This window comes from Flavobacterium aquidurense (genome assembly GCF_002217195.1).
GTDB classification, from domain to species: domain Bacteria; phylum Bacteroidota; class Bacteroidia; order Flavobacteriales; family Flavobacteriaceae; genus Flavobacterium; species Flavobacterium frigidimaris.
This window is the reverse complement of the sequence record NZ_MUGR01000035.1, coordinates 24,935-49,123: the sequence shown is the minus strand read 5'-3', so window position 1 is coordinate 49,123 and position 24,189 is coordinate 24,935. Positions and strand designations below refer to the sequence as shown.

At 36.7% G+C, this 24,189-nt stretch carries 11 protein-coding genes; all 11 read left to right on the top strand.

Annotation, left to right across the window (positions count from 1 at the left end):
- Nucleotides 1-103 precede the first annotated feature (103 nt).
- The 11 genes from B0A67_RS18120 (at nucleotide 104) to B0A67_RS18070 (ending at nucleotide 24,111) form a co-directional block, all read left to right on the top strand.
- Complete coding sequence (locus B0A67_RS18120) at nucleotides 104-2,854, top strand: glycoside hydrolase family 78 protein (RefSeq protein ID WP_072958077.1); 2,751 nt, start codon at nucleotides 104-106, stop codon at nucleotides 2,852-2,854.
- 109 nt (nucleotides 2,855-2,963) lie between these two features.
- Complete coding sequence (locus B0A67_RS18115; RefSeq protein WP_072958081.1) at nucleotides 2,964-4,391, top strand: alpha/beta hydrolase family protein; 1,428 nt, start codon at nucleotides 2,964-2,966, stop codon at nucleotides 4,389-4,391.
- 201 nt (nucleotides 4,392-4,592) lie between these two features.
- Nucleotides 4,593-7,058, top strand: coding sequence for a glycoside hydrolase family 95 protein (locus B0A67_RS18110; RefSeq protein ID WP_072958084.1), 2,466 nt, complete (start codon nucleotides 4,593-4,595; stop codon nucleotides 7,056-7,058).
- A gap of 197 nt (nucleotides 7,059-7,255) precedes the next feature.
- Nucleotides 7,256-8,824: an MGH1-like glycoside hydrolase domain-containing protein gene (locus B0A67_RS18105; RefSeq protein WP_072958087.1), complete on the top strand. Its 1,569-nt coding sequence runs from the start codon at nucleotides 7,256-7,258 to the stop codon at nucleotides 8,822-8,824.
- Between the two features lie 31 nt (nucleotides 8,825-8,855).
- Nucleotides 8,856-9,458 carry a hypothetical protein gene (locus B0A67_RS18100; protein WP_072958091.1) on the top strand — a complete coding sequence of 201 codons (603 nt, stop codon included), beginning with the start codon at nucleotides 8,856-8,858 and terminating at the stop codon, nucleotides 9,456-9,458.
- A 100-nt stretch (nucleotides 9,459-9,558) separates the two neighbouring features.
- Entirely contained in the window at nucleotides 9,559-12,315 is a 2,757-nt protein-coding gene (locus B0A67_RS18095) for a glycoside hydrolase family 78 protein (protein WP_072958095.1), read from the top strand.
- A 266-nt stretch (nucleotides 12,316-12,581) separates the two neighbouring features.
- Complete coding sequence (locus tag B0A67_RS18090; RefSeq protein ID WP_072958099.1) at nucleotides 12,582-13,727, top strand: sialidase family protein; 1,146 nt, start codon at nucleotides 12,582-12,584, stop codon at nucleotides 13,725-13,727.
- Between the two features lie 154 nt (nucleotides 13,728-13,881).
- Nucleotides 13,882-14,775, top strand: a complete 894-nt coding sequence (locus B0A67_RS18085) for a sugar phosphate isomerase/epimerase family protein (RefSeq protein ID WP_072958103.1) — start codon at nucleotides 13,882-13,884, stop codon at nucleotides 14,773-14,775.
- A 159-nt stretch (nucleotides 14,776-14,934) separates the two neighbouring features.
- Entirely contained in the window at nucleotides 14,935-17,667 is a 2,733-nt protein-coding gene (locus tag B0A67_RS18080; RefSeq protein WP_072958106.1) for an alpha-d-galacturonidase, read from the top strand.
- A gap of 234 nt (nucleotides 17,668-17,901) precedes the next feature.
- Nucleotides 17,902-21,435, top strand: coding sequence for a malectin domain-containing carbohydrate-binding protein (locus B0A67_RS18075; RefSeq protein WP_072958110.1), 3,534 nt, complete (start codon nucleotides 17,902-17,904; stop codon nucleotides 21,433-21,435).
- A gap of 264 nt (nucleotides 21,436-21,699) precedes the next feature.
- Nucleotides 21,700-24,111, top strand: a complete 2,412-nt coding sequence (locus B0A67_RS18070; RefSeq protein WP_072958114.1) for a sugar-binding domain-containing protein — start codon at nucleotides 21,700-21,702, stop codon at nucleotides 24,109-24,111.
- Nucleotides 24,112-24,189: the final 78 nt, after the last annotated feature.

Sequence of the window (24,189 nt, the reverse complement as noted above, 5' to 3'; positions counted from 1 at the left end):
TAAGTTATGATTAAAAATAATTCGTGAATTCGTGGCGAAAAAGTAATCAGCATAATCTGTTAAATCTTCGTGAAATAAGCATTTTGCAGACAAAAAAATAATAATGAAGAACTTTAAAAATATAGTATTAGCTCTTGCTTTCTTTGTCACTTTTATCTCGAAAGGGCAAGTTTCCGCTGTGCATTTAACTACCGAAATGACCGTAAATCCTTTGGCAGTTACTGAAAATCAGCCGAGATTAAGCTGGCAATTGGTTTCAAAAGAATTCAATTCATCCCAAATAGGCTATCAGATTTTGGTTGCATCTTCTGAAGAAAAACTAAAAATTGATGAAGGCGATATCTGGAACAGCGGAAGGGTAAATTCAAATAAAAATTTGCAGATCACTTATGGAGGGAGCCCGTTAAAAAACCAAGCCAAATACTTCTGGAAGGTCAAAGTATGGAATCAATCAGGCAAGTTTTCTAAATGGAGTGAAACGGCATCTTTCAGAATTGCTCCTTTAGACTCAACTTTGAATCCGATCTGGATTGGAGCCATTACAAAAGCCAACAGCCACTTACCGGAAGGAAGAAATTACCATACGGCAACTTTTAACAGGCAAAAAAAGGACGCAATAATTAATGCTTCAGATTCTTTGTCACGCAGAAGTATTATGCTTCGTAAGCCATTTACGGTTGCAAAAGAAATTAAAGAAGCAGTAGTTTATATTTCAGGTCTGGGACATTACGAATTAACGATTAACGGAAAGAAAATAGGCAATAGTGAGTTCGCTCCTTTATGGACAGATTATGACAAAACGGTTAACTATAACACGTATGAATTAAGCGCTAAAGAACTGAAAAACGGCGAAAATGTAATGGGTGTTCTTCTTGGAAACGGAATGTATAATACACTTGCTGAACGATATACTAAGTTTTTTGTAAGCTTTGGTCCGCCAACTTTATTTCTGAAAATGAAAGTCGTGTACAAAGACGGTTCAGAAGATTTTATAAAGTCCGATGAAACCTGGAAATACAGCAAAAGCCCCATTACATACAATAGTCTTTTTGGAGGAGAAGATTACAACGCCAACTTAGAACAGAAAGGCTGGAACGAAGCAGGATTCAATGATTCAGATTGGAAAAAAGTAGTGGTTCAGGAAGCACCAAAAGGAGTTTTAAGAGCGCAGACAGCACCGCCAATTACAATTCAGAAACAATATAATGTTGCTTCCGTAAAAGAACTGAAACCTAATTTTTATGTGTTTAATATGGGACAAAATCTTTCGGGATTCACCACCATAAAAGTCAAAGGAAAAAAAGGTCAGACCGTTCGTGTCTGGGTGGGAGAAGGTTTAAATGATGACGGAACAATAGGGCAGGGAAGATCCGGAAAACCCTATTATTATGATTATACTTTAAAAGGAGAAGGCATAGAAGAATGGCAGCCAAAATTCAGTTATTATGGATTTCAATACGTTCAGATTGAGAATATCAATTACAAAAAAACGAAAAATGAAAATCTGCCAACCTTAGTAGATTTAAAATCAAATTTCATTTATAATTCAGCAGGAGAAGCGGGAACTTTTGAATCTTCGAATACCATTTTCAATAAAACACATGAACTGATCAACAACTCCATAAAGAGTAATTTTCAGAGTGTTTTTACAGATTGTCCGCAACGCGAGAAATTGGGTTGGTTAGAAGAAATTCATTTAAACGGTCCGGGATTAATGTTCAATTATAATCTCCAAAGTTACATTCCGTCGACCATGCAAAACATCTCAGATTCACAGAGAGAAAATGGTTTAATTCCGAGTATCGTTCCTGAATATGTTATTTTTGGAGGTGATTTTACAGATTCTCCGGAGTGGGGCGTAACAGGAGTTATTTTGCCCTGGATGTATTATCAATATTACGGAGACCCTTCCTTAATAGAGAAATATTATCCTGTAATGAAGAAATATGTTGATTATTTAACGTCTAAATCGACCAATCATATTGTGTCACACGGATTAGGCGATTGGTACGATTACGGAACGCATGCTGCCGGATATTCTAAGAATAGTCCGATTGCACTTTCGGCAACTTCTCATTATTTCTATGGAGCAAGTTTGGTGGCAAAAGCAGCAAAATTGTTGCATAAAACAGATGATATTGCTAAGTATGAAACTTTGACTTCTGAAATAAAAAATGCTTTCAATAAAGAGTTTTTCAATCCCGAAACCAAACAGTACGGAACTAACAGTCAGTTTAGTAATGCTGTTCCGGTTTTTATGGATATCGTAGAACCGCAATACAAGGCTGCAGTAATGCAAAATCTATTAGCAGATATAAAAGCAAAAGGCGACCGACTGACAACGGGTGATGTTGGAAACCGTTATTTATTTCAGACTTTGGCTCAAAATGGCGAAAACGAAACGATGTATAAAATGAACAATCATTATGATGCTCCGGGCTATGGTTTTCAGATCAAATTTGGTTTAACCACTTTAACCGAGCAATGGGATCCAAGAAAAGGAAATTCGTGGAATCATTTTATGTTGGGACAAATCGAAGAATGGTTTTATCAAAGTTTAGCCGGAATTATGGCAGATGATCAAAAACCGGGTTTCAAACACTTTTTTATTCAGCCTGAAATTGTAGGCGATATGACTTTTGTAAAAGCAACGTACCAATCTATTTACGGAACTATTGCATCGGCATGGGAAAAGAAAGACGGAAAATTAATTCTAAAAGTTGAAATTCCTGTGAATACTACTGCAACAATAAAATTACCGGTTTCAGTACAATCAGAAATAAAAATAAACGGAAAATTGGCAAAAGATTTAAATTTAGGATCAGGAAAATATACAATAGAATGTAAAATATAAATGGGCATACGGATTTTATATTTTAAATATAAAATGAAAAGTAATTCAAAAAAATAAGGAAAGAATAAAAAATCCGTGTTATCCGTGGGCCAATTTCAACAATAAGAATATGATGAATTTAACAAACATTAAATACACAATACTAGCCTCAATTTTTGCATTGACATGTTCAAATGCACAAGTTACTTCTGATGAAAATTTCAGAAAACCTGTTTCGGAAACACTCAAAAAAATCGAAACGGTTTTTCATGTTACCATTAATGACGACAGAGGTTTGTTAAAAGGAAAAGAACTTGATTATGCCGACTGGAGAATCGAACCGGGAAATCTTGCAGTTTCACTGACCAATATTCTGGCTCCGTTTGAATTGATGTATTTCAAACAACCGGACGGAACTTACATCATCAGAAAATATGAGAACCATAAAGTTTCTGTTGATAAAGGAAAAGAGCGTTTGGCCTATTTAACGACTTTATATTCGAATGTTGGCGAATGGGAAGCGCGTAAAAAAGAAATTAAAGCCTGTATGATAACATCTTTCGCATTGGACAAAGCACCGCCAATGCCCAAGTCAAAACCTATTTTGACTCCAAAAAGGATTTATAAAGATTACAGTATCGAAAATATTGGTTTAGAAATTCTGCCGGGTGTTTACGTAACGGGATCAATTTACAGACCTTATCCTTTCAATAAAAAAGCGCCAGTCATCTTAACGCCTGACGGGCATTTTGGAGATGGAAGATACAGAAAAGACGAACAATACCGTTGCGCTGTTATGGCAAAAATGGGCGCCATTGTAGTGAGTTATGATTTGTTTGCGTGGGGAGAATCATTGTTGCAATTTCCCGAAGAAACACACAGAAATAGTATTGCTTCAACTGTTCAGGTTTTAAGCGGAATCCGTTTATTAGATTATCTGGCAACGACTAAAAATGCTGATGTTTCAAAAGTAGGTGTTACCGGAGGTTCCGGTGGTGGATCACACACGATGTTTTTGGCCGCTTTAGACGATCGAATTACAGTTTCGGCTCCCGTTGTCATGGTTTCTTCGCATTTTTCAGGAGGCTGTCCTTGCGAAAGCGGACGCGGAATACATCTTTGTGGAAACGGAACCAATAATGCGGAAATCTCTGCAATGATGGCGCCAAAACCACAATTAATTGTTTCTGACGGAAAAGACTGGACGCTTGCAGTTCCGGAACTTGAATTTCCTTTTATCCAAAGAACGTACGAATTATACGGAAAGAAAGATCTGGTAGAAAATGCTCATTTTGCTAAAGAAGGACACGATTTTGGAGTTTCAAAACGTATGGCTTTGTATCCCTTTATGGCAAAATATTTAGGTTTGGATTTAAATAAAGTAAAAAACGCAAAAGGCGAAATAGATGAATCGACTTGTGTAATTGAACCCTATGATAAATTATATGTTTTTGGTAATAAAGCTGAAAATCTGCCTAAAAATGCTTTAAAAGACATCAATAAATTATATGATATGTTCGGAGAGAAAAATAACAAGATTTATGAAGTTAAGAAGTAAGATGTAAAAAAAATAGCCACGAATTCACGAATTAAATTTCTGCCACAGATTAAAACATTAGAGTGACTTTTTTACGCAGATTTGGCAGATTTTAATCAATGAAAATTCTTTAATCTGTGGCTAAATAAATTAGAGAAATTGTAATAAAAATAAAGCAAGAATTAGCGCCATTCGAGTAATTCTTGCCGAAAAAAAAATAATATGAACCTAAGAAAAAAAATAACTGTGATTTGTGCCGGAATTTTTTCGGTAACTGCAACAGCGCAGACAACAAGTGATCTAAAACTTTGGTACGATAAACCCGCTGCAATCTGGAATGAAGCTTTGCCTTTGGGCAATGGCCGTTTGGGAGCAATGGTTTTTGGAGATCCGGCTGTCGAACGTCTGCAATTGAACGAAGAAACCATTTGGGCAGGTTCACCAAACAGCAATGCACATTCGAAATCATTAAAAGCTTTGCCAGTTGTCCGACAATTAATTTTTGACGGAAAATTTGATGAAGCGCAGGAATTGGCCACACAGGATATTATGTCGCAAACCAATGACGGAATGCCATATCAGACTTTTGGAAGCGTTTATATTTCGTTTCCCGGACATCAAAAATATTCAAATTATTACAGGGATTTAGATATTGCAAATGCTACGGCAAAAGTAAAATATACCGTAAACGGAGTAGAATTTACCAGGGAAATTTTAACCTCATTTTCAGATCAGGTAATTGTGGTAAAACTTTCGGCAAGTCAGCCGGGACAAATTACAGCTAATGTTTTTATGAATAGCCCGCTTGATAAAACCGTTTCAGGAACTGAGGGTAGTCAGATTTTACTTTCGGGAACCGGAAGCAATTTTGAAGGTGTAAAAGGAAAGGTAAAGTTTCAGGGACGATTAATAGCTAAAAATAAAGGTGGAGAAGTTTCAGCAAGCAACGGAATCATCAGCATTAACAAAGCCGATGAAGTAACGTTTTTTATTTCGATCGCCACAAATTTTAAGAATTATCAGGATATAACCGAAGATGAAGTAGCCAAAAGCAAAGCCTATTTGGCTAAAGCCGAAACCAAAGATTTTGCCAGTATCAAAAAAGATCATGTTGCCTATTATCAAAAATTTTTCAACAGGGTTTCTTTTGATTTAGGCACAAATGAAGTGGCAAAGCAACCAACGAACGAAAGAATCCGGGACTTCTCTAAACAATTTGATCCGCAATTGGCGAGTTTGTATTTTCAGTTTGGTCGTTATCTTTTAATTTCAAGTTCACAACCGGGCGGACAACCTGCAAATTTGCAAGGTATCTGGAATGATATGGTTACACCGCCATGGGACAGTAAATACACGACAAACATAAATGCCGAAATGAATTACTGGCCGGCAGAAATAACGAATCTTTCAGAAATGCACGAGCCGTTTATTCAAATGGCAAAAGAATTAAGTATAACGGGAGCAGAAACAGCAAAAATGATGTACAACGCAAGTGGTTGGGTACTGCATCATAATACTGATATTTGGCGCGTAACGGCACCTGTAGATTCTGCTGCATCGGGAATGTGGCCAACAGGCGGCGCGTGGGTAAGCCAGGATCTATGGGAAAGATATTTATATACAGGAGATAAAAATTATTTAAAAGAAATTTATCCTGTTATAAAAGGTGCCGCAGATTTCTTTTTAGATTTCATGATCATCGACCCCAATACAGGTTATTTGGTTGTGGTGCCATCAAGTTCACCTGAAAATACGCATGCAGGAGGAACCGGAAAAGCGACAATTGCATCGGGGACAACAATGGACAATCAATTGATTTTTGATCTTTTTACGAATGTAATAAAAGCATCAAAAATAGTGGCACCTGATGATGCTTATACAAAAAGACTAAGTGAAGCTTTGGCTAAAATGCCTCCAATGAAAGTGGGAAAACACAGTCAGTTGCAGGAATGGCAGAACGATTGGGACAATCCGGAAGACAAACACAGACATGTTTCGCATTTGTATGGTTTGTTTCCAAGTAATCAGATCTCTCCAATAAAAACACCGGAATTATTTGAAGCGGCAAAGAATTCATTGAATTACAGAGGAGATGAATCTACGGGCTGGTCAATGGGATGGAAAGTGAATTTATGGGCCAGATTATTAGACGGAGATCACGCTTATAAATTATTGCAGGATCAGTTGCATTTGGTTACTGCAGAACAAAGAAAAGGCGGTGGAACGTATCCGAATATGCTCGATGCGCATCAGCCGTTTCAGATTGATGGTAACTTTGGCTGTACAGCCGGATTAGCCGAAATGCTGATGCAAAGTCAGGAAGACGCGATTCATTTACTTCCGGCTTTACCAGGTGTTTGGAAAAATGGAAGTATTAAAGGTCTTGTTGCAAGAGGTGGTTTTGTAATTGATATGAGCTGGAAAAACAATAAAGTTTCAACTTTAAAAATTTATTCAAAATTAGGAGGAAACTGTAGATTAAAAGTAGAGAATATACTAAAAGGAGATAAAGGAATTTCGCTTAAAAAAGCAAAAGGAGAAAACACAAATCCTTTGTTTTATGATGTTGAAGTAAAAAAGCCAATTATTGCTAAAGAAGCAAAATTGTCTAAAGTACAATTGCCAAAGTACAATGAGTATGATGTGCAGATGAAAGCGGGACAGACTTTTACTTTTTATGGCAATTAATATAAATGCGGTTAGACCTGACAGATTTTAAAAACCTGTCAGGTCTTGATGCGGTGGATTTGCGTGAGTGATGGAAGTGGAGCTCTTTTTTTGAGAGGCTTTTGCCGAACAAAAAAAAGCGGGAACGGACAGCACGCTCCGGAGTTTTTACGGAGGGGCACGCCCAAAGAATGAATTTTATAATAATAAATTAAAATATGTTACATCATTTTAAATACAAAATAATAGCTTTCATGATCCTGATTTCAACTTTAAACATAAGTTGCAAATCTGGATTAAGTCATTCTAATAAAGGAACGGCGATAATTTTGAAAAAAGAAAACTTCAAACATTACGTTGATTATTTCAACACGATGGAAGAGGAAAATTTAAAATTTGCAATTCCGAATGATAGTGCGTGGGGCTGGATGGAAAAAAATATTCCGTTGTTTGAATGTCCGCAGCAGAATTTTGAGGAGATTTATTATTTCAGATGGTGGAGTGCGCGAAAACACATTAAGAAAACACCTCAGGGATATGCAATTACAGAGTTTTTGGTAGATCGGTCGTATGCGGATCAATACAATATGATCAGTTGCGCTTTGGGGCATCACATTAATGAATTCAGATGGTTGCACAATCCGGAATATATTGAACAGGATGTACATTTATGGTTTAGGGGAAATGAGGGTAAACCGATGAAAAAGCTCAGAACTTTTAGCAGTTGGACAGCCGATGCATTGTACAATCGTTATTTAGTGAATAAAGATGATAAATTTTTGCTGGATATGTATCCGGATCTGGTTGCGGAATATGCAGCCTGGGAAGGTGACAGAAAACGTAAAGATGGTTTGTTCTGGCAGTTTGATGTAAAAGACGGAATGGAAGAATCATTAAGCGGAGCCAGAAAATTTAGAAATGCACGCCCAACGATCAACAGTTATATGTTTGGAAATGCTAAAGCTTTGGCGAATATTGCAAAGCTGAAAGGAGATCCTAAACAAGAGCATTATTTTGAAGCGAAAGCAGATACACTGCAAAAGTTAGTAGAAACAAAACTGTGGAACAGTAAAAGTGAATTCTTTGAAACCTTTACAGAAAAAGATACTTTAGCACAGGTTAGAGAAGCAATTGGATTTATTCCGTGGTATTTTAACCTGCCACAAAAAGACAAAGGTTTTGAAAAAGCGTGGGAACAGATTAAGGATGAAAAAGGATTTTCGGCACCGTTTGGATTAACCACTGCAGAACGCAGAAGTCCGCGTTTTAGATCACACGGAACCGGAACTTGTGAATGGGACGGTGCGATTTGGCCTTTTGCGAGTTCTCAGACTTTAACTGCTTTGGCGAATGTATTGAATAACTATGATCAGAATTTTGTCGCTAAGCCGGATTATTTCAAGCAAATGAACCTGTACGTAGAATCACAATATTATCGCGGAAGACCTTATTTGGGAGAATATCTTGATGAAACAACCGGATATTGGTTAATGGGAGACAGAGAACGCAGCCGTTATTACAATCACTCGACCTTTAATGATTTAATGATTACAGGATTGGTAGGTTTAAGACCAAGAGCAGATGAAAAAATAGAAGTGAATCCGTTGATTCCGCAAGACAAATGGGACTGGTTTTGTCTGGACAATGTTTTATACCACGGTAATATCATTACAATTCTTTGGGACAAAACAGGAGAAAAATATAAAAAAGGAAAAGGTTTCAGGATCTTTAAAAACGGAAAGGAAATTGCTTTTTCTGAGAGATTGGAGCGATTGGTTGCTAATTAATGTAAATTGTAGCAAAATTTAAATTACTAAAATGGCATTAGAAAGTATAATTAGCTACGAAGAATATTCAAATCTTGACTTTGAAGCATCAGAAAAAGTAGAAGCAGAAATAGAAAAACTATGCAGAGATAATATTGAGGAGTTAAAACGTTTTTGCACTGATAAACTATTTTTAGAAACAGATAAAATTAGTCTTATTTATTATTCTTTGTCTGAATGCGAAAACTATAGTTTTTGGAATGATTTTTTAACTAAAGAGTTTGCAAGGGTTTTTGAAATTGCCATAAATCAAAATAAAATGGCACAGCTGTATCCGCTTTTGGAGAATATTACAGTGGATGAAACGGATTCTTTAGATGCGGAGAAAGTGAGAGAAATATTGGTTAAAGAGCTCGATAATAAAATATTAGAAATTCGTTTTAATTCTTTGTCCTTGTTAGAATATTGGCTGGATTTTGACGGTATAGGAATCAAACAGTCCGTTATTTCAAAACTGAGAGAGAAAACAAAAGATACCAATTGGAAAATTCGCTGGAACGCCCATAACATGCTTAAGGAGAGGAATATTCTAGTTCAGGATTTAAGTTTAATGGATAAAATAAGGGGTAGATATGGCAATATTTATTCTCTGTAAAAATAAAAAGAAGTCCTGATAAAATTGATTTCTCAATCACTCATAAGACCCGGCATTTTTTTTAAAACTGTCGGGTTTAAAGCGCATAAAAAATAATACCATGAAAAAGTTTTTTTTACCTCTTACATTCATCATTATAACCCTGATTTCAATTTCGGCGAAAGCCCAAAACAAAGTCAGCGTTATTAATTTACAATGCGAAATGCTCAGCAATCCTGAAGGAATTGATGTCGTTCAACCACGATTGAGCTGGCAGATAAATGCTGGTGTAAATGATGTAGAACAAACGGGTTATCAAATTGTTGTAGCTTCTACTTTAGAGAATCTGAATGCTAATAAAGCAGATTTATGGGATAGTGGCAAAGTACAAAGTGACAAATCTGTTCATATTGTTTATAACGGAAAACGACTGGAGAACCGCCAAAATGCGTTTTGGAAAGTAATTGTCTGGACCAATAAAGGAGAAATTCAATCGGTAGAAAAAGCTCATTTTAGTATGGGAATCATGAATTATGCTGATTGGAAATCAACACGCTGGATTGGTTATGAAAAAGCTGCTGCGGGAGATAGTATTTCTCAGTATTCGAGATTATCAGCTCGTTATTTAAGAAAAGAGATCAACTTAAAGAAACAAGTCAAAAATGCGAAGGTCTATATCATGGGAATGGGTTTGTATGAGTTGTACATTAACGGAAATAAAATTGGCGATCAGGTTTTAGCTCCCGTTCCGACTGATTATACCAAAAATGTAAAATACAATGTTTTTGATGTGACTTCTCAACTAAAAGAAGGTAAAAATATGTTGGGGACGATTTTAGGAAACGGACGTTTTTTTACGATGCGTCAGGATTTTAAACCTTATAAAATTAAAACTTTTGGTTACCCTAAAATGGCGCTTCAGTTATTTGTCGAATATACAGACGGAAGCAAAGAGATTATTAGAACAGATGATACCTGGAAAGTGACCACAAATGGCCCAATCTTATCCAACAATGAATATGACGGAGAAGAATACGATGCCCGTAAAGAAATGAAAAATTGGAGCACGGTCAATTTCGATGATAAAAAGTGGCTGTTGGCAGAATATGTTCAGGAACCGGGTGGCTTTTATGAAGCGCAAATGACACCGAATATGAAAATTATGGGCGAGGTAAAACCTATTTCGATCAAACAAACGCCTAAAGGAACTTATATCTTAGATATGGGGCAAAACATGGTAGGCTGGCTGCAACTGAAAGTAAAAGGAAAAAGCGGAGATAAAATTAAGCTGAAATTTGCCGAATCATTGCAGGCAGACGGTTCTTTGTACATAGAAAATTTGCGTGATGCAAGAACTACTGATGTTTATACTTTAAAAGGCGAAGGTGAAGAAATTTGGGAACCTACTTTTGTTTTTCACGGTTTTAGATTTGTCGAGGTTTCAGGATATACAACAAAGCCAGCGTTAGATAATTTTGTTGGAAAAGTAGTGTATGACGACATTAAAACAACGGGAACTTTCGAATCATCTGACGCTGTCATGAACCAGATTTTCAAAAATGCATATTGGGGAATTAGCGGAAATTATAAAGGAATGCCAATCGATTGCCCGCAGCGAAATGAGCGTCAGCCATGGCTTGGCGACAGAACAACGGGCGCTTATGGAGAAAGTTTTTTATTCGATAATCAAACCTTGTATGTCAAATGGCTCGACGATATAAAAAATGCACAAACGGCTGACGGCGGAATTCCCGATGTCGCACCGGCTTTCTGGCGCTATTACGGTGATAATGTAACCTGGCCGGGAACTTATATCACGGTTGCCGATATGTTGTACCAGCAGTTTGGCGATCAAAAAGTAATCGAAAAACATTATTCCTCCATGAAAAAATGGGTGGTGTATATGGAACAGAATTATCTGGTGAAGGATTTAATGACCAAAGACAAATACGGAGATTGGTGCGTTCCACCGGAATCTTTAGAATTAATTCACTCCAAAGACTCAGCCAGAACAACTAATGGAGAATTAATTGCAAGTGCATTTTATTATCATTTATTGCAGAAGATGAAAAAATTTGCGGCAATTAACGGTACAAACCAGCAAGACATTCAATATTATAATTCACTTTCTGAAAGAGTGAAAACAGCCTTTAATGCGAAGTTTTTCAATGCATCAAAAAACAATTATGCAAATAATACTGTAACGGCAAATCTGCTTCCGTTGGCCTTTGGGATGGTTGCTGAAAACCTGGAGTCAAAAGTATTTGATAATATTATTCATGAAGTCGAAGTAACCTACAAAGGTCATATTAGTACCGGAGTCATTGGAACCCAGTTTTTAATGCGAACGTTATCTGAATACGGAAGACCGGATTTAAGTTATAAACTGGCATCAAACGATACGTACCCAAGTTGGGGGTATATGGCTAAAAACGGCGCGACAACCATTTGGGAATTGTGGAACGGAAATACTGCCGATCCTAAAATGAATTCGCAAAACCATGTCATGTTATTAGGCGATTTATTGATTTGGTATTATGAGAATATTGCCGGAATTAAAAGCAATCCCGAAACTCCGGGGTTCAAACAAATTATTATGAAACCGGATTTTGAAACGGACTTAACGTTTGTGAATGCTTCTTATGAATCAATTCACGGAACGATAAAAAGCAACTGGAAGAAAACTAAAAAAAGTTTGCAATGGAATATTACCATTCCGGCAAATACATCTGCCATAGTTTATTTGCCTGCAATGAATGTTTCAAGTGTATTAGTAGATAATAAGAAGCTGGATAAAACAAATTTGGCTTATACCAAAGAAAATAATAAAATTCTTTTGACATTGCCTTCAGGTTCCTATGTTGTAAATGTAAAATAGGAATATCTGAATTGTAGCGGGCATAATGCTGTTTTAGATCTTTGTCAAAGTGTAAAGCTTTGACAAAGATTTTATCATTTTTAATGGATGCTTAAATTTTCTGTCTTCAAAACTGAAAAAGTCAAGACATTTTTTAAAATTCGGGACAGTACAGGACACATCTTTAATTTTTTAGTGTCATTTTTACACTTAATAAATAATTTTGTGCGAAAAATTATTAGGAATGCATAAAAAACCAAAAAATTTAATTCAAAATAAAATCAGGAATGAAGATTATAAAACTAACATGTGTCATTTTTGGACTGCTTTTTTTAGGAAGTTGTAAACCTACATTACAAAGCAGGACGTGGAAAGAAGGAATTTTAGTAGATGAATTTATATACGATAAAGCGCCTTATCCGTCTTGTCACGCTGTAACAATTGTTGAGGCTGCAAATGGAGATTTAGTGTCATCCTGGTTTGGAGGAACGCACGAAAGAAATCCTGATGTTTGTATTTATGTAAGCATCAAACCTAAAGGAAGTGATAAATGGAGCGAAGGTGTAAAAGTCGCTGACGGTGTGATGAAAGAAGGCCCGAGATTGCCAACATGGAATCCGGTTTTATATCAGGTTCCGGGTGGAGATTTAATACTTTTCTACAAAATTGGTCCAAAACCATCTGAGTGGTGGGGTGTAATCAGAACTTCGTCTGATAACGGAAAAACATGGTCTGAAGCTGAAAAAATGCCAGAAGGTTTCTTGGGACCAATCAAAAACAAACCTGTTTTATTAAGTAACGGAACTCTATTATGCCCTTCAAGTATCGAAGGTGATGGCTGGAGACTTCGCATGGAAAGTACGCCTGATTTTGGAAAAACATGGGTCATGGGCGATACTTTATCAAGAGGAAAACAAAAAATAAATGCCATTCAGCCCAGTATTCTTTTTCATAAAGACGGAAGTATACAGGCAATTGGAAGAACAAGAAACAGAGCTATTTTTAGTACATTTTCTAAAGATAACGGAAAAACATGGTCAGACATAGAACTCATTGGTCTGCCAAATAATAACTCCGGAACGGATGCCGTAACCCTTAAAGACGGAAGACATTTATTAGTCTATAATCACGTTTTGCCTCCGGGAACAGAAGCAAAAGGGCCAAGAACACCTTTGAATGTTTCAGTTTCTAAAGACGGAATTCACTGGAATGCAGCATTAGTTCTGGAAGACTCAAAAATCAGTCAGTATTCTTATCCGTCGATGATCCAGAGTTCTGACGGGATGGTACACATCGTGTATACATGGAGAAGGGAAAAACTAAAATACGTAAAAATTGATCCAAGCAAATTAAAAACACTTCCGATCAAAAACGGAATCTGGCCTGGTGAAGAAAACAAAGTGGTAACGGCTGTAAAGGCAGAAGAAGAGTAATTTTAAAAGGATATTGCCACAGATTAAAAGATTTAAATGATTGAAAAATCTGCCAAATCTGCGTGAAAAAATTAACTCTAGCAGATTTAGCAGATTCAATTAAATTTAAAAATCATTTTAATAATTTTAATCTGTGGCCTTAAAAAATAGAGGCATGAAATCATTTCTAAAAAAACAATTATTTATCGCATTTCTTGTTGCTTTATCAACAGCATTCAACAGTTGTGCGACGGCTCAGTCATCTAATAACAAACAGCGTTATAAAGTGGCGGTTTGCGACTGGATGATTTTAAAAAGACAAAAACTGGGTTCTTTTGCTTTGGCAGCCGAAATAAAAGCTGACGGAATCGAACTGGATATGGGAGGTCTGGGAAACCGACCAACTTTTGACAGTAAACTTGGCGATCCGATCGAAAGGCAAAAATTTCTCGATAAATCCAAAGAGTTGAATGTTGGAATCAGTTCTATTGCCATGTCCGGATTTTATGCGCAGTCTTTTGCCAAGAGAGAAACCATAGTGCCAATGATCGAAGATTGTGCAAAAGCAATGAAAGACATGAAAGTAAAAGTCGCTTATCTTCCTCTAGGTACAGAAAGTGATTTGGTTAAAAATCCAGAATTGCGTCCGGTAATTATCGAAAGATTAAAATGGGCAGGAAAACAAGTCGGTAAAATTGGAGGTGTTATTGCAATCGAAACTTCATTAGACGCTACCGAAGAGAAAAAATTACTCGAAGAAATTGATTCTAAATACATTAAAAGCTCTTTCAATTTTGCAAATGCTGTAGACAACGGAAGAGACATTGTAAGCGAATTAAAGATTTTAGGCAAAAAGCATCTGGCACAAATTCATGCATCGAACACAGACAAAGTATGGTTAGAAAACGACACTGCGATTGATATGCCAAAAATAAAAACAACACTTGACGAAATGAAATGGAGCGGCTGGCTGATCGTTGAGCGTTCCAGAGACGTTACACAAGTACACAATGTAAAAGCCAATTATGGTGCAAATGTGGCTTATTTAAAACGCATATTCCAGAATTAAATAAGACACTAATTGCATACGTTTTTACGAATAGTTTTTTTTTTTTTTTTTTGATCTGCTTAAATCTGCGTGCAAAAATTTCGCGCAGATTTATTTACATACAGGCAGATTTTGCAGATTTAATTGAAATAAAATTTTCAAGAATAAAATTACAATACCATGAAATATTTAAGTTTACTTTTTTTAGGTTTTTATGTCTCTTTTGCGACAGCGCAAAATGTGACTATAGTTAGTGATTCAAAATCCCCAAGAGCCCAGTTTGGAGCAGAGAAACTCTCTGAAATTGCATCAATAAAAGGAATCAAAATGATTTCTTCTGATAAAATGCCTAAAAAATCAAAAGAGACTATAATCGTTCTTGGAGAAAAAGGAACTGATTTTTGGAAACAAAATGCAAAGAATGCTAAAATCGATGATAGTAAACTGATCCAAAAAGAAGGTTTTCAAATTCGTACCCAAAAAAATATCATTTATATTGAAGGAACTGATGCTTCCGGAGTTTTGTATGGCGCAATGGAGTTAGCAGATCGCATTAAAACTTCAGGTAAGATCCCAACCGAAATAAATATCGAAGACAGCCCTGAAATGGTTTTAAGAGGTGCTTGTATTGGTATGCAGAAAACGACCTACCTTCCGGGCAGAGACGTTTACGAATATCCGTATACACCGGAAACTTTTCCCTGGTTTTACGATAAAAAATTATGGACCAAGTATCTCGATATGATGGTCGATAACAGAATGAACTCTCTGTATTTATGGAACGGGCATCCTTTTGCTTCTTTAGTAAAACTCAAAGATTACCCGTTTGCTCTTGAAGTAAGCGAAGAAGATTTCAAAAAGAATGAAGAAATTTATAAATTCCTGACAGAAGAAGCCAATAAAAGGGGGATCTGGGTCATTCAGATGTTTTATAATATCATTGTTTCCAAGCCTTTTGCAGAGCATTATAACATTAAAACACAGGATCGTTCGCGACCAATTACGCCTTTACTTTCAGATTATACCAGAAAATCAATTGCGGCTTTTATAGAGAAATACCCAAATGTTGGTTTATTGGTTTGCCTTGGCGAAGCTATAAATACTATCGATGATGATGTTGAATGGTTTACTAAAACTATTATTCCCGGAGTTCAGGATGGCTTAAAAGCCTTGGGAAGAACAGACGAGCCGCCAATTATATTGCGTTCGCATGATACTGATGGTCCTTTGGTAATGGAAAAATCGCTTCCGTTGTACAAAAACTTATATACAGAAAGTAAATATACCGGAGAATCATTGACCACTTATACACCTGGCGGACCATGGGGAGAAACCCATAAACAGTTAAGTGCTCTAAAATCTATTCATATCGAGAATGTACATATTCTGGCCAATTTAGAGCCATTTAGATACGGTTCACCTGATTTTATCCAGAAAACGGTAAAAGCAATGCACAGTGTTCACGGTGCTAATGCATTACATTTATATCCTCAGGCATCGTATTGGGATTGGCCTTATTCAGCAGATAAAACAAAAACAGGCGAACGAATTCTTGAAATGGACCGCGACTGGATTTGGTACAAAGCCTGGGCAAGATATGCGTGGGACAGCAAAAGAGACAGAAATCAAGAGGTTAAATTCTGGGATAAAGATTTAGCGGCTAAATACGGAACAGATTTAGAAGCGGCAAATAATATTCTAAAAGCCTACGAAGAAACGGGAGAAATTGCTCCAAAAACACTAAGACGTTTCGGAATTACAGAAGGAAACCGTCAGACTTTATTATTAGGAATGTTCGAAAGCCAGTTGGTTAATCCGGCAAAATGGCGTGTGTATCCGGGATTTCATGAATCTTGCGGACCTGCCGGCGAATTGCTTTTAGAATATGCCAAAAAAGAATGGAATAAAGAACCGCATTCAGGGGAACTTCCAACTCAAATCATTGCCGAAATCACAGAACACGGCAGATTAGCTGTTGAAGCGATAGACAAAGCCGAACCTAAAGTAACGAAAGACAAAGAGGAGTTTTTACGCCTTAAAAACGATATGCATGCTTATAAAGCTTTCGCTGATTTCTTTTCAGAAAAAGTAAAAGCGGCGTTATTGGTTTTAAGATACAGTTATTCAAATGATATTTCAGATCTTGATAAAGCGCTTCCGCATTTAGAAAAAAGTATCGAATATTATGAATTATTGGTCGATCTTACAAAAGATACGTATTGGTATGCCAATAGTATGCAAACCGCACAACGCCGTATTCCGATTGGTGGAGACGACGGAAATAACAAAACATGGAAAGAATTATTACCACATTACGAACGTGAATTGGTTAATTTTAAAAGGAATTTAGGATTATTGAAATCATCAAAAGATGGCAAAATAGAAACTAAAGAAGGTAAACCGTGGCAAACTGCCGAAGTCACTTTATTAAGTGAAAGCAAAGGAACTTACGCAGTAAAAAACGGAACAAAAGTATACGGAACACCAATTTCTGAGCTTACTAAAGTGGCACCTGAATTGCAAAACCTGAAAGGAATTACATTCGACGAAACATCTCAGAATGAAAACGGGACACAGCTGAAATTCAAAAATACCAAAGCCGTAAAACTGGTTGTAGGTTATTTCAATTCAGACCAGAAGAGATTTTTGTTTCCGCCAAGTTTAGAGACAGATGCTGCCGGAAATGCACACGGTCAAGCCGAAGTGATCTTAGCGAGTGCTATGAATCTTAAAGAATTACCACGTGTAAACATTCATACCTATACCTTTCAGCCCGGAGAAAATAAACTGGATTTAGGCAAAGGAAGAGTATTGATTTTAGGATTTATAGACGCCAATCAAACCGTAACGCCACGTGATGTGGGGTATATCGATGCAGGAGAAAAAGGTGCAATAGACTGGTTGTTTTATTAATAAAATTTAGAATAAAGCATATAATTTGGGCGTGACCCTTCGGGTCGGGCTGTACGTTCCCGCTTTTTTTGAGGTGATAAAAAATCACCTCAAAAAAGAGCTCCACTGCCATCCCTCACGCAAACCAAACGTTATCCGGACCAGACAGGTTTTTTTAAAACCTGTCTGGTCTAATTAGAAAACAGCAACACAAACTAAAATTGCCTTATATCACTTATATGGTTTACTAAAAATATGAAGAAAATAGTTTTTTTTATTTTTTGTTTTTGCTCAGGTAGTTGTCTTGTTTGGAGTCAGGACAATAGTTCAGCAAAATTTCGTCAGGAAATTTCGCTGAACTCGGCTTGGGCTACGATTGTTTTAGACCAGCTTCCAAAACAAGAAGAAGCCTTTGTAAAGAATCCAAAAATCGACGCACAATGGCAGCAGGTCAATGTACCGCACAATTGGGATCAATATTATGGTTTTAGAAGAACAAAACACGGAAATTTACACGGAACTGCCTGGTATCAAAAATTATTAAAACTAGATAAATCAGCTAAAGGAAAACGACTTTTTCTGTATTTTGAAGGAGTGAGTTCCTACGCTACAGTTTGGGTAAACGGACAAAAAGCCGGAGAACACAAAGGTGGCAGAACGACTTTTACATTAGACATTACCAAACTGGTTGTTTTAGGCAAAGAAAATAAGATTTTAGTAAAAGCTGCTCATCCCTCTTTTATTGCAGATCTTCCCTGGGTTTGCGGAGGATGTTCCGGCGAATGGGGCTTTTCTGAAGGCTCTCAGCCTATGGGGATATTCAGACCGGTCTCTTTGGTTATTACCAATGACGTCAGAATAGAGCCTTTTGGTGTTCATATCTGGAATGATGCTGCAACTTCTAAAGAAAGCGCCATTCTTCATACCAGAACCGAAATCAAAAATTATGGTACTTTAAAACAAAATATAACCATAGAAAATGTCCTTTTTGATACTAACGGAAAAAAGGTAGTTTCAGTAAAAAGTAATGTTGACACTAACTCTGATGAAACAAAAGAGATAGCCCAGACACTTCCTGCGATTCCTCAGCCTAAATTGTGGTCGCCATCAAATCCATATCTGTATCAATTGGTAACTTCTGTTTATGAAAACGGAAAAAAAATAGATGAATTAAAAACACCTTACGGAATCCGTTGGGTCAGCTGGCCAGTTAGCAGAGACGGAAAAGACAATCGGTTTTTTATTAATGATGAACCTGTATTCATCAACGGAACCTGCGAATACGAACATTTAATTGGTAACAGCCATTCGTTTTCAGACGAGCAGATTCATTCCAGAATCGAGCAGATAAAAGCTGCAGGGTTTAATGCTTTTAGAGAAGCACATCAGCCCCATAATTTATTGTACCAAAAAGAATTGGATGAAAACGGGATTCTGTTTTGGAGTCAGTTTTCAGCTCATATCTGGTACGATACTCCTGAGTTCAAAGAGAACTTTAAAACCTTATTACGAGAATGGATTAAAGAACGCAGAAACAGTCCGTCAGTAGTGATGTGGGGATTGCAAAACGAAAGCACTATTCCGAAAGAGTTTGCTGAGGAATGCACTAAAATTATTCGCGAAATGGATCCCATGTCGGCTTCACAGCGTATTGTTACGACTTGTAACGGAGGAGAAGGAACAGACTGGAATGTCGTACAAAACTGGTCGGGAACTTACGGAGGCGATCCGCTAAAATACCATCTCGAAATGACCACGCAGTTATTAAATGGTGAATATGGTGCATGGCGAACAGCAGACTTACATACAGAAGGTGAATTTGACCAAAAAGGAATTCACAGCGAGAACAGGTTTTCTCAATTAATGGAAATTAAAGTCCGTGAAGCAGAGTCGGTAAAAGATAAAATTGCAGGACAATTCAATTGGCTTTTTGCTTCACACGAAAACCCCGGACGTGTTCAGAACGGAGAAGGTTTTAGGGATATCGACAAAGTAGGGCCGGTCAATTACAAAGGACTTTTTACGATCTGGGGTGAACCTCAGGATGCATATTATATGTACCGTGCCAATTATGTTTCGAACAAAACCAACCCAATGGTATACATTGTTTCTCACACCTGGCCAAGCCGTTGGGATTCGGCGGGAATAAAAAATGGAATTGATGTTTACTCGAATTGTGATGAAGTAGAGTTGTTTAATGACGTGAATCAAACCTCATTGGGCAGATTAAAAAATCCGGGCTTAGGGCAGCATTTTCAATGGAATAATGTTAATATTCAGTACAATGTTTTATATGCTGTTGGTTATGTAAAGGGTCAGGCTGTAGCCAAAGATTATATTGTTTTGAACACACTTCCGAAAGCACCAAATTTAAATGCATTATACCCTGATCAAACTAATATTTTAGAAGCAAAAAAAGGATATAATTATATTTACAGAGTAAATTGCGGAGGTTCAGAACTAAAAGATACTGCGGGAAATACCTGGCTTACAGATGCACATAAAAACGGTCAAAATACCTGGGGATCTTTATCGTGGACAGATAAATTTGAAAAACTTCCGGATTTTTATGCCAGTCAAAGAAGCACTTTTGATCCTGTAAACGGTACAAAAGATCAGGCTTTATTTCAGAGTTTCAGATACGGCGTGGATCAATTGCAGTATGAATTTCCTGCTTCAGACGGAGAATATTTGGTCGAATTATATTTCACAGAGCCGTGGTACGGAACCGGAGGAGGATTAGACTGCAAAGGCTGGCGTTTGTTTGATGTTGCAATTAACGACAATGTAGTATTAAAAGATTTTGATATTTGGTCAGAAGCCGGACACGATAAAGCATTGAAGAAAACCTTTGTGGTGAAAAGCAAAAACGGAAAGATCAATATTTCGTTTCCAAATGTAAAAGCGGGACAAGCAATTATTGCTGCCATTGCGATTGCAACCAAAAATAAGAATGCTAAGCCGGCGAACGAATCCCTAAGAAATATTCAAAATTTGGTTTTGGATGCTTCAGCTAAAAATGAGGCAAAAATAGCTTCGTGGCTCGATATTAATTCAAAACAATATTCAGATTCAGAAGTTGTTTTCACTCAGTTACCTTCAGAAGTTTTTGGAGCCGATTATTTGCAGTTTTCATCCAATTCTAAGATGAAAGGTTCTTTTACCGTCAAAGAAGATTCGGATGTATATCAGTTAATTGACAATAAAATAAAAACAAAATTTGCGTGGTTATCGGATTATAAAAAATCAGAAGAAATTGCAAAGAACAGCAACAATATTGAGTTTGCCATTTTTTCAAAAAAAGTAAAAAAAGGAGAAAAAATATCGTTTGATAATGCAGCCGTTTTGAGTGCTATTATTGTAGTTCCAAATTATGATATGGGCGAAAAAGACGATTCAAGACCCGTTGTAGTCATTGAGGCAGAAAAGACAAAAGTAACCGGAACCGGAATAGAAAAAGGAAATTTCAAAAAAGCGGATTATATTGAGTTCACAAAAAAGACCAATAACAGCATTGAATTTGAAGTAAAACCCGGAGTTGCCGGAATTTATTTGATGCGTTTCCGTTTTATGAACAGAAATGAAACGCCATTAAAAGTAAAATTCAAAATGGAAGATGCTTACGGGATTTTAATGCGAAATGATACAATTGAGTTTTTTCCTTCACCAGAAAAATGGAAGGTATTAAATACGACTTCGGGAGGATATATCAATGCCGGAACGTATAAAATTACTTTGGAAGGGGAGGATTTAAAAGGATTACTTTTGGATAATTTTGAGTTTCAGTAGTTGTTGCCACAAAGGCACAAAGACACGAAAGATTTTATTGTAGAGGCGCACCGCAGTACGTCTACGTTCTAATTGTTGATACTGTGTGTTAGATGCACGAGATTACGAGTAATAAAAGAAAATAATCTCGCAAAGACGCAAAGTCGCAGAGTAAATTAAACCATATAAGTAATATAAGATAATTTAAGTTTTAGCTTAATTGACTTATATGGTTAATAAAAAAACTTTGCGCTTTTGCGGCTTTGCGAGAGAAAACTAAAGAATATGATTTTAAAGAAAATTGCAATTGCGCTTTTAGTATTGTCTTCATCAATAGCTACCGCACAACAAAAACAAGTCAGAATTGTTACCGATTTCAATAAAAATTGGAGTTTCAATTTAGGAGATCATCCAAAAGCGATTACATCTGATTTTAATGCTACAACTTGGCGAACTCTTCAATTACCGCATGATTGGAGTATCGAAGGAGCTTTTGATAAAGACAATAAAACAAAACAGGCCCAAGGGTTTTTGCCTGCAGGAAAAGGATGGTATCGTAAAGTATTTACTGTTCCTGCCAATTGGAAAAACAAATCGGTTGCTATAGAATTTGACGGTGTTTTTAAAAATAGTGAAGTATTTATTAACGGACATTCACTGGGAATGCGACCTAATGGATATATTTCATTTGGATATGACTTATCAAAATATTTGAATTTTGGCAAAGAAAATGTGATTGCCGTAAAAGTCGATAACGATGCACAACCCAATTCAAGATGGTATACAGGTTCAGGAATTTATAGAAATGTACGTTTGGTTGCTACCGAAAAACTGCACGTAGGAAAGTGGGGTACTTTTGTAACAACACCGGAAGTTTCTTCTGAAAAATCAAAAATACATTTAGAAGTTACGGTTGATAATGACAATGCGGCTTCAAAAGAGTTTAAATTGGTTACTTCAATTTTAAATGCAGAAAATAAAGAAGTGGCTAGTTTTACTTCAACAGAAAAAATAAATGCCAATACATCAGAAAAAAAGATTCATGAGTTGGTTTTGAATCAGCCAAAATTGTGGAGTACAGACAGTCCGTATTTGTATAAAGTGGTGACGAAAGTTTATGATAAATCGAAATTACTGGATAATTACGAAACACCTCTGGGTTTCCGATTTTTTAATTTTGATGCTGAAAAAGGTTTTTCATTAAACGGAAAACCAACCAAAATACATGGTGTTTGTCTGCATCATGATAATGGAGCCTTGGGCGCTGTAGAAAATATTCATGCCGTAAGAAGAAAATTGACTTTGTTGAAAGAAATGGGAGCAAATGCCATTAGAATGTCACATAATCCACATTCTCTGGAAATGATGCAACTGTGTGATGAAATGGGATTTATTGTTCAGGATGAGGCTTTTGACGTTTGGAAAAAGAAAAAAGTAACCAATGATTACCATAAAGACTGGGATGCGTGGCACAAACAGGATTTGGAAGATTTTATTAAAAGAGACCGCAACCATCCGTCAGTGATGATGTGGAGCATTGGTAACGAAATCAGGGAACAATTTGACAGCACTGGAATTGCAATTACGAGAGAATTAGCTAAGATTGTAAAATCTTTAGATACAACTCGTCCCGTAACTGCAGCTTTGACAGAGAATATCATCGAGAAGAATTTTATTTATCAATCGGGTGCTTTGGATCTTTTAGGTTTCAATTACAAACACGAAGATTACAAAGATTTTCCGGAACGTTTTAAAGGGCAGAAAATCTTAGCTTCTGAAAGTGTTTCGGCATTAGAAACACGTGGACATTATGATCTTCCGGATGGAATTAAAGCCTGGCCAACAAAACACGGCGCTCCGTTTGACGGCAATGCAGACTGGACGGTTTCGGCCTACGATCAGGTAAAATCCTATTGGGGTGCAACACACGAAGAGAACTGGAAAACCATCAAGAAACAGGATTTCATGGCGGGAACTTTTATCTGGACAGGATTCGATTATATAGGAGAACCTGACCCATATCCGTATCCGGCACGAAGTTCTTATTTCGGAATCATCGATTTAGCCGGACTTCCAAAAGATGTCTATTATATGTACCAAAGCGAATGGACTACAAAACCGGTTTTGCATATTTTCCCGCACTGGAACTGGAAAACAGGACAGGAAGTAGAGGTTTGGGCATATTATAATAATGCAGATGAAGTTGAACTATTCCTTAATGGAAAATCACTTGGGAAGAAAGCAAAACAAAATGATGATCTGCACATTTCATGGCGCGTAAAATTCGAACCGGGAACGATAAAAGCAGTTTCCAGAAAGGCTGGAAAAGTAGTTTTAGAAAAGGAAATTCATACCGCCGGAGAAGCTTCTAAAATTGATTTAAAAGCAGATAAAACGACAATAAAAAATGATACTTATGATTTGGTTTACGTAACGGTTTCTACTGTAGATAAGGATGGGAATCTGCTTCCAAACGCTAATGATTTAATTGATTTTGAAGTTTCAGGCGGAGGAAAATTAGTTGGAGTTGATAATGGATATCAAGCCAATCTGGATTCTTTTAAAGCCAATTCCTGTAAGTTGTTTAACGGTAAATGTATTGTGATCATTCAGTCGAATGGGAAGAAGGAGACTATTCAATTGAAAGCCAAGTCGGGGAGTTTGCAAGCTTCTGTGATTGAAGTTAAAGTGCAGTAAATTTATTGCTGGTAACGCCGCGAAGTTTTTCGAACCATATAAGTTATATAAGTGATTTAAGTTTTTTCTTAATGGAGT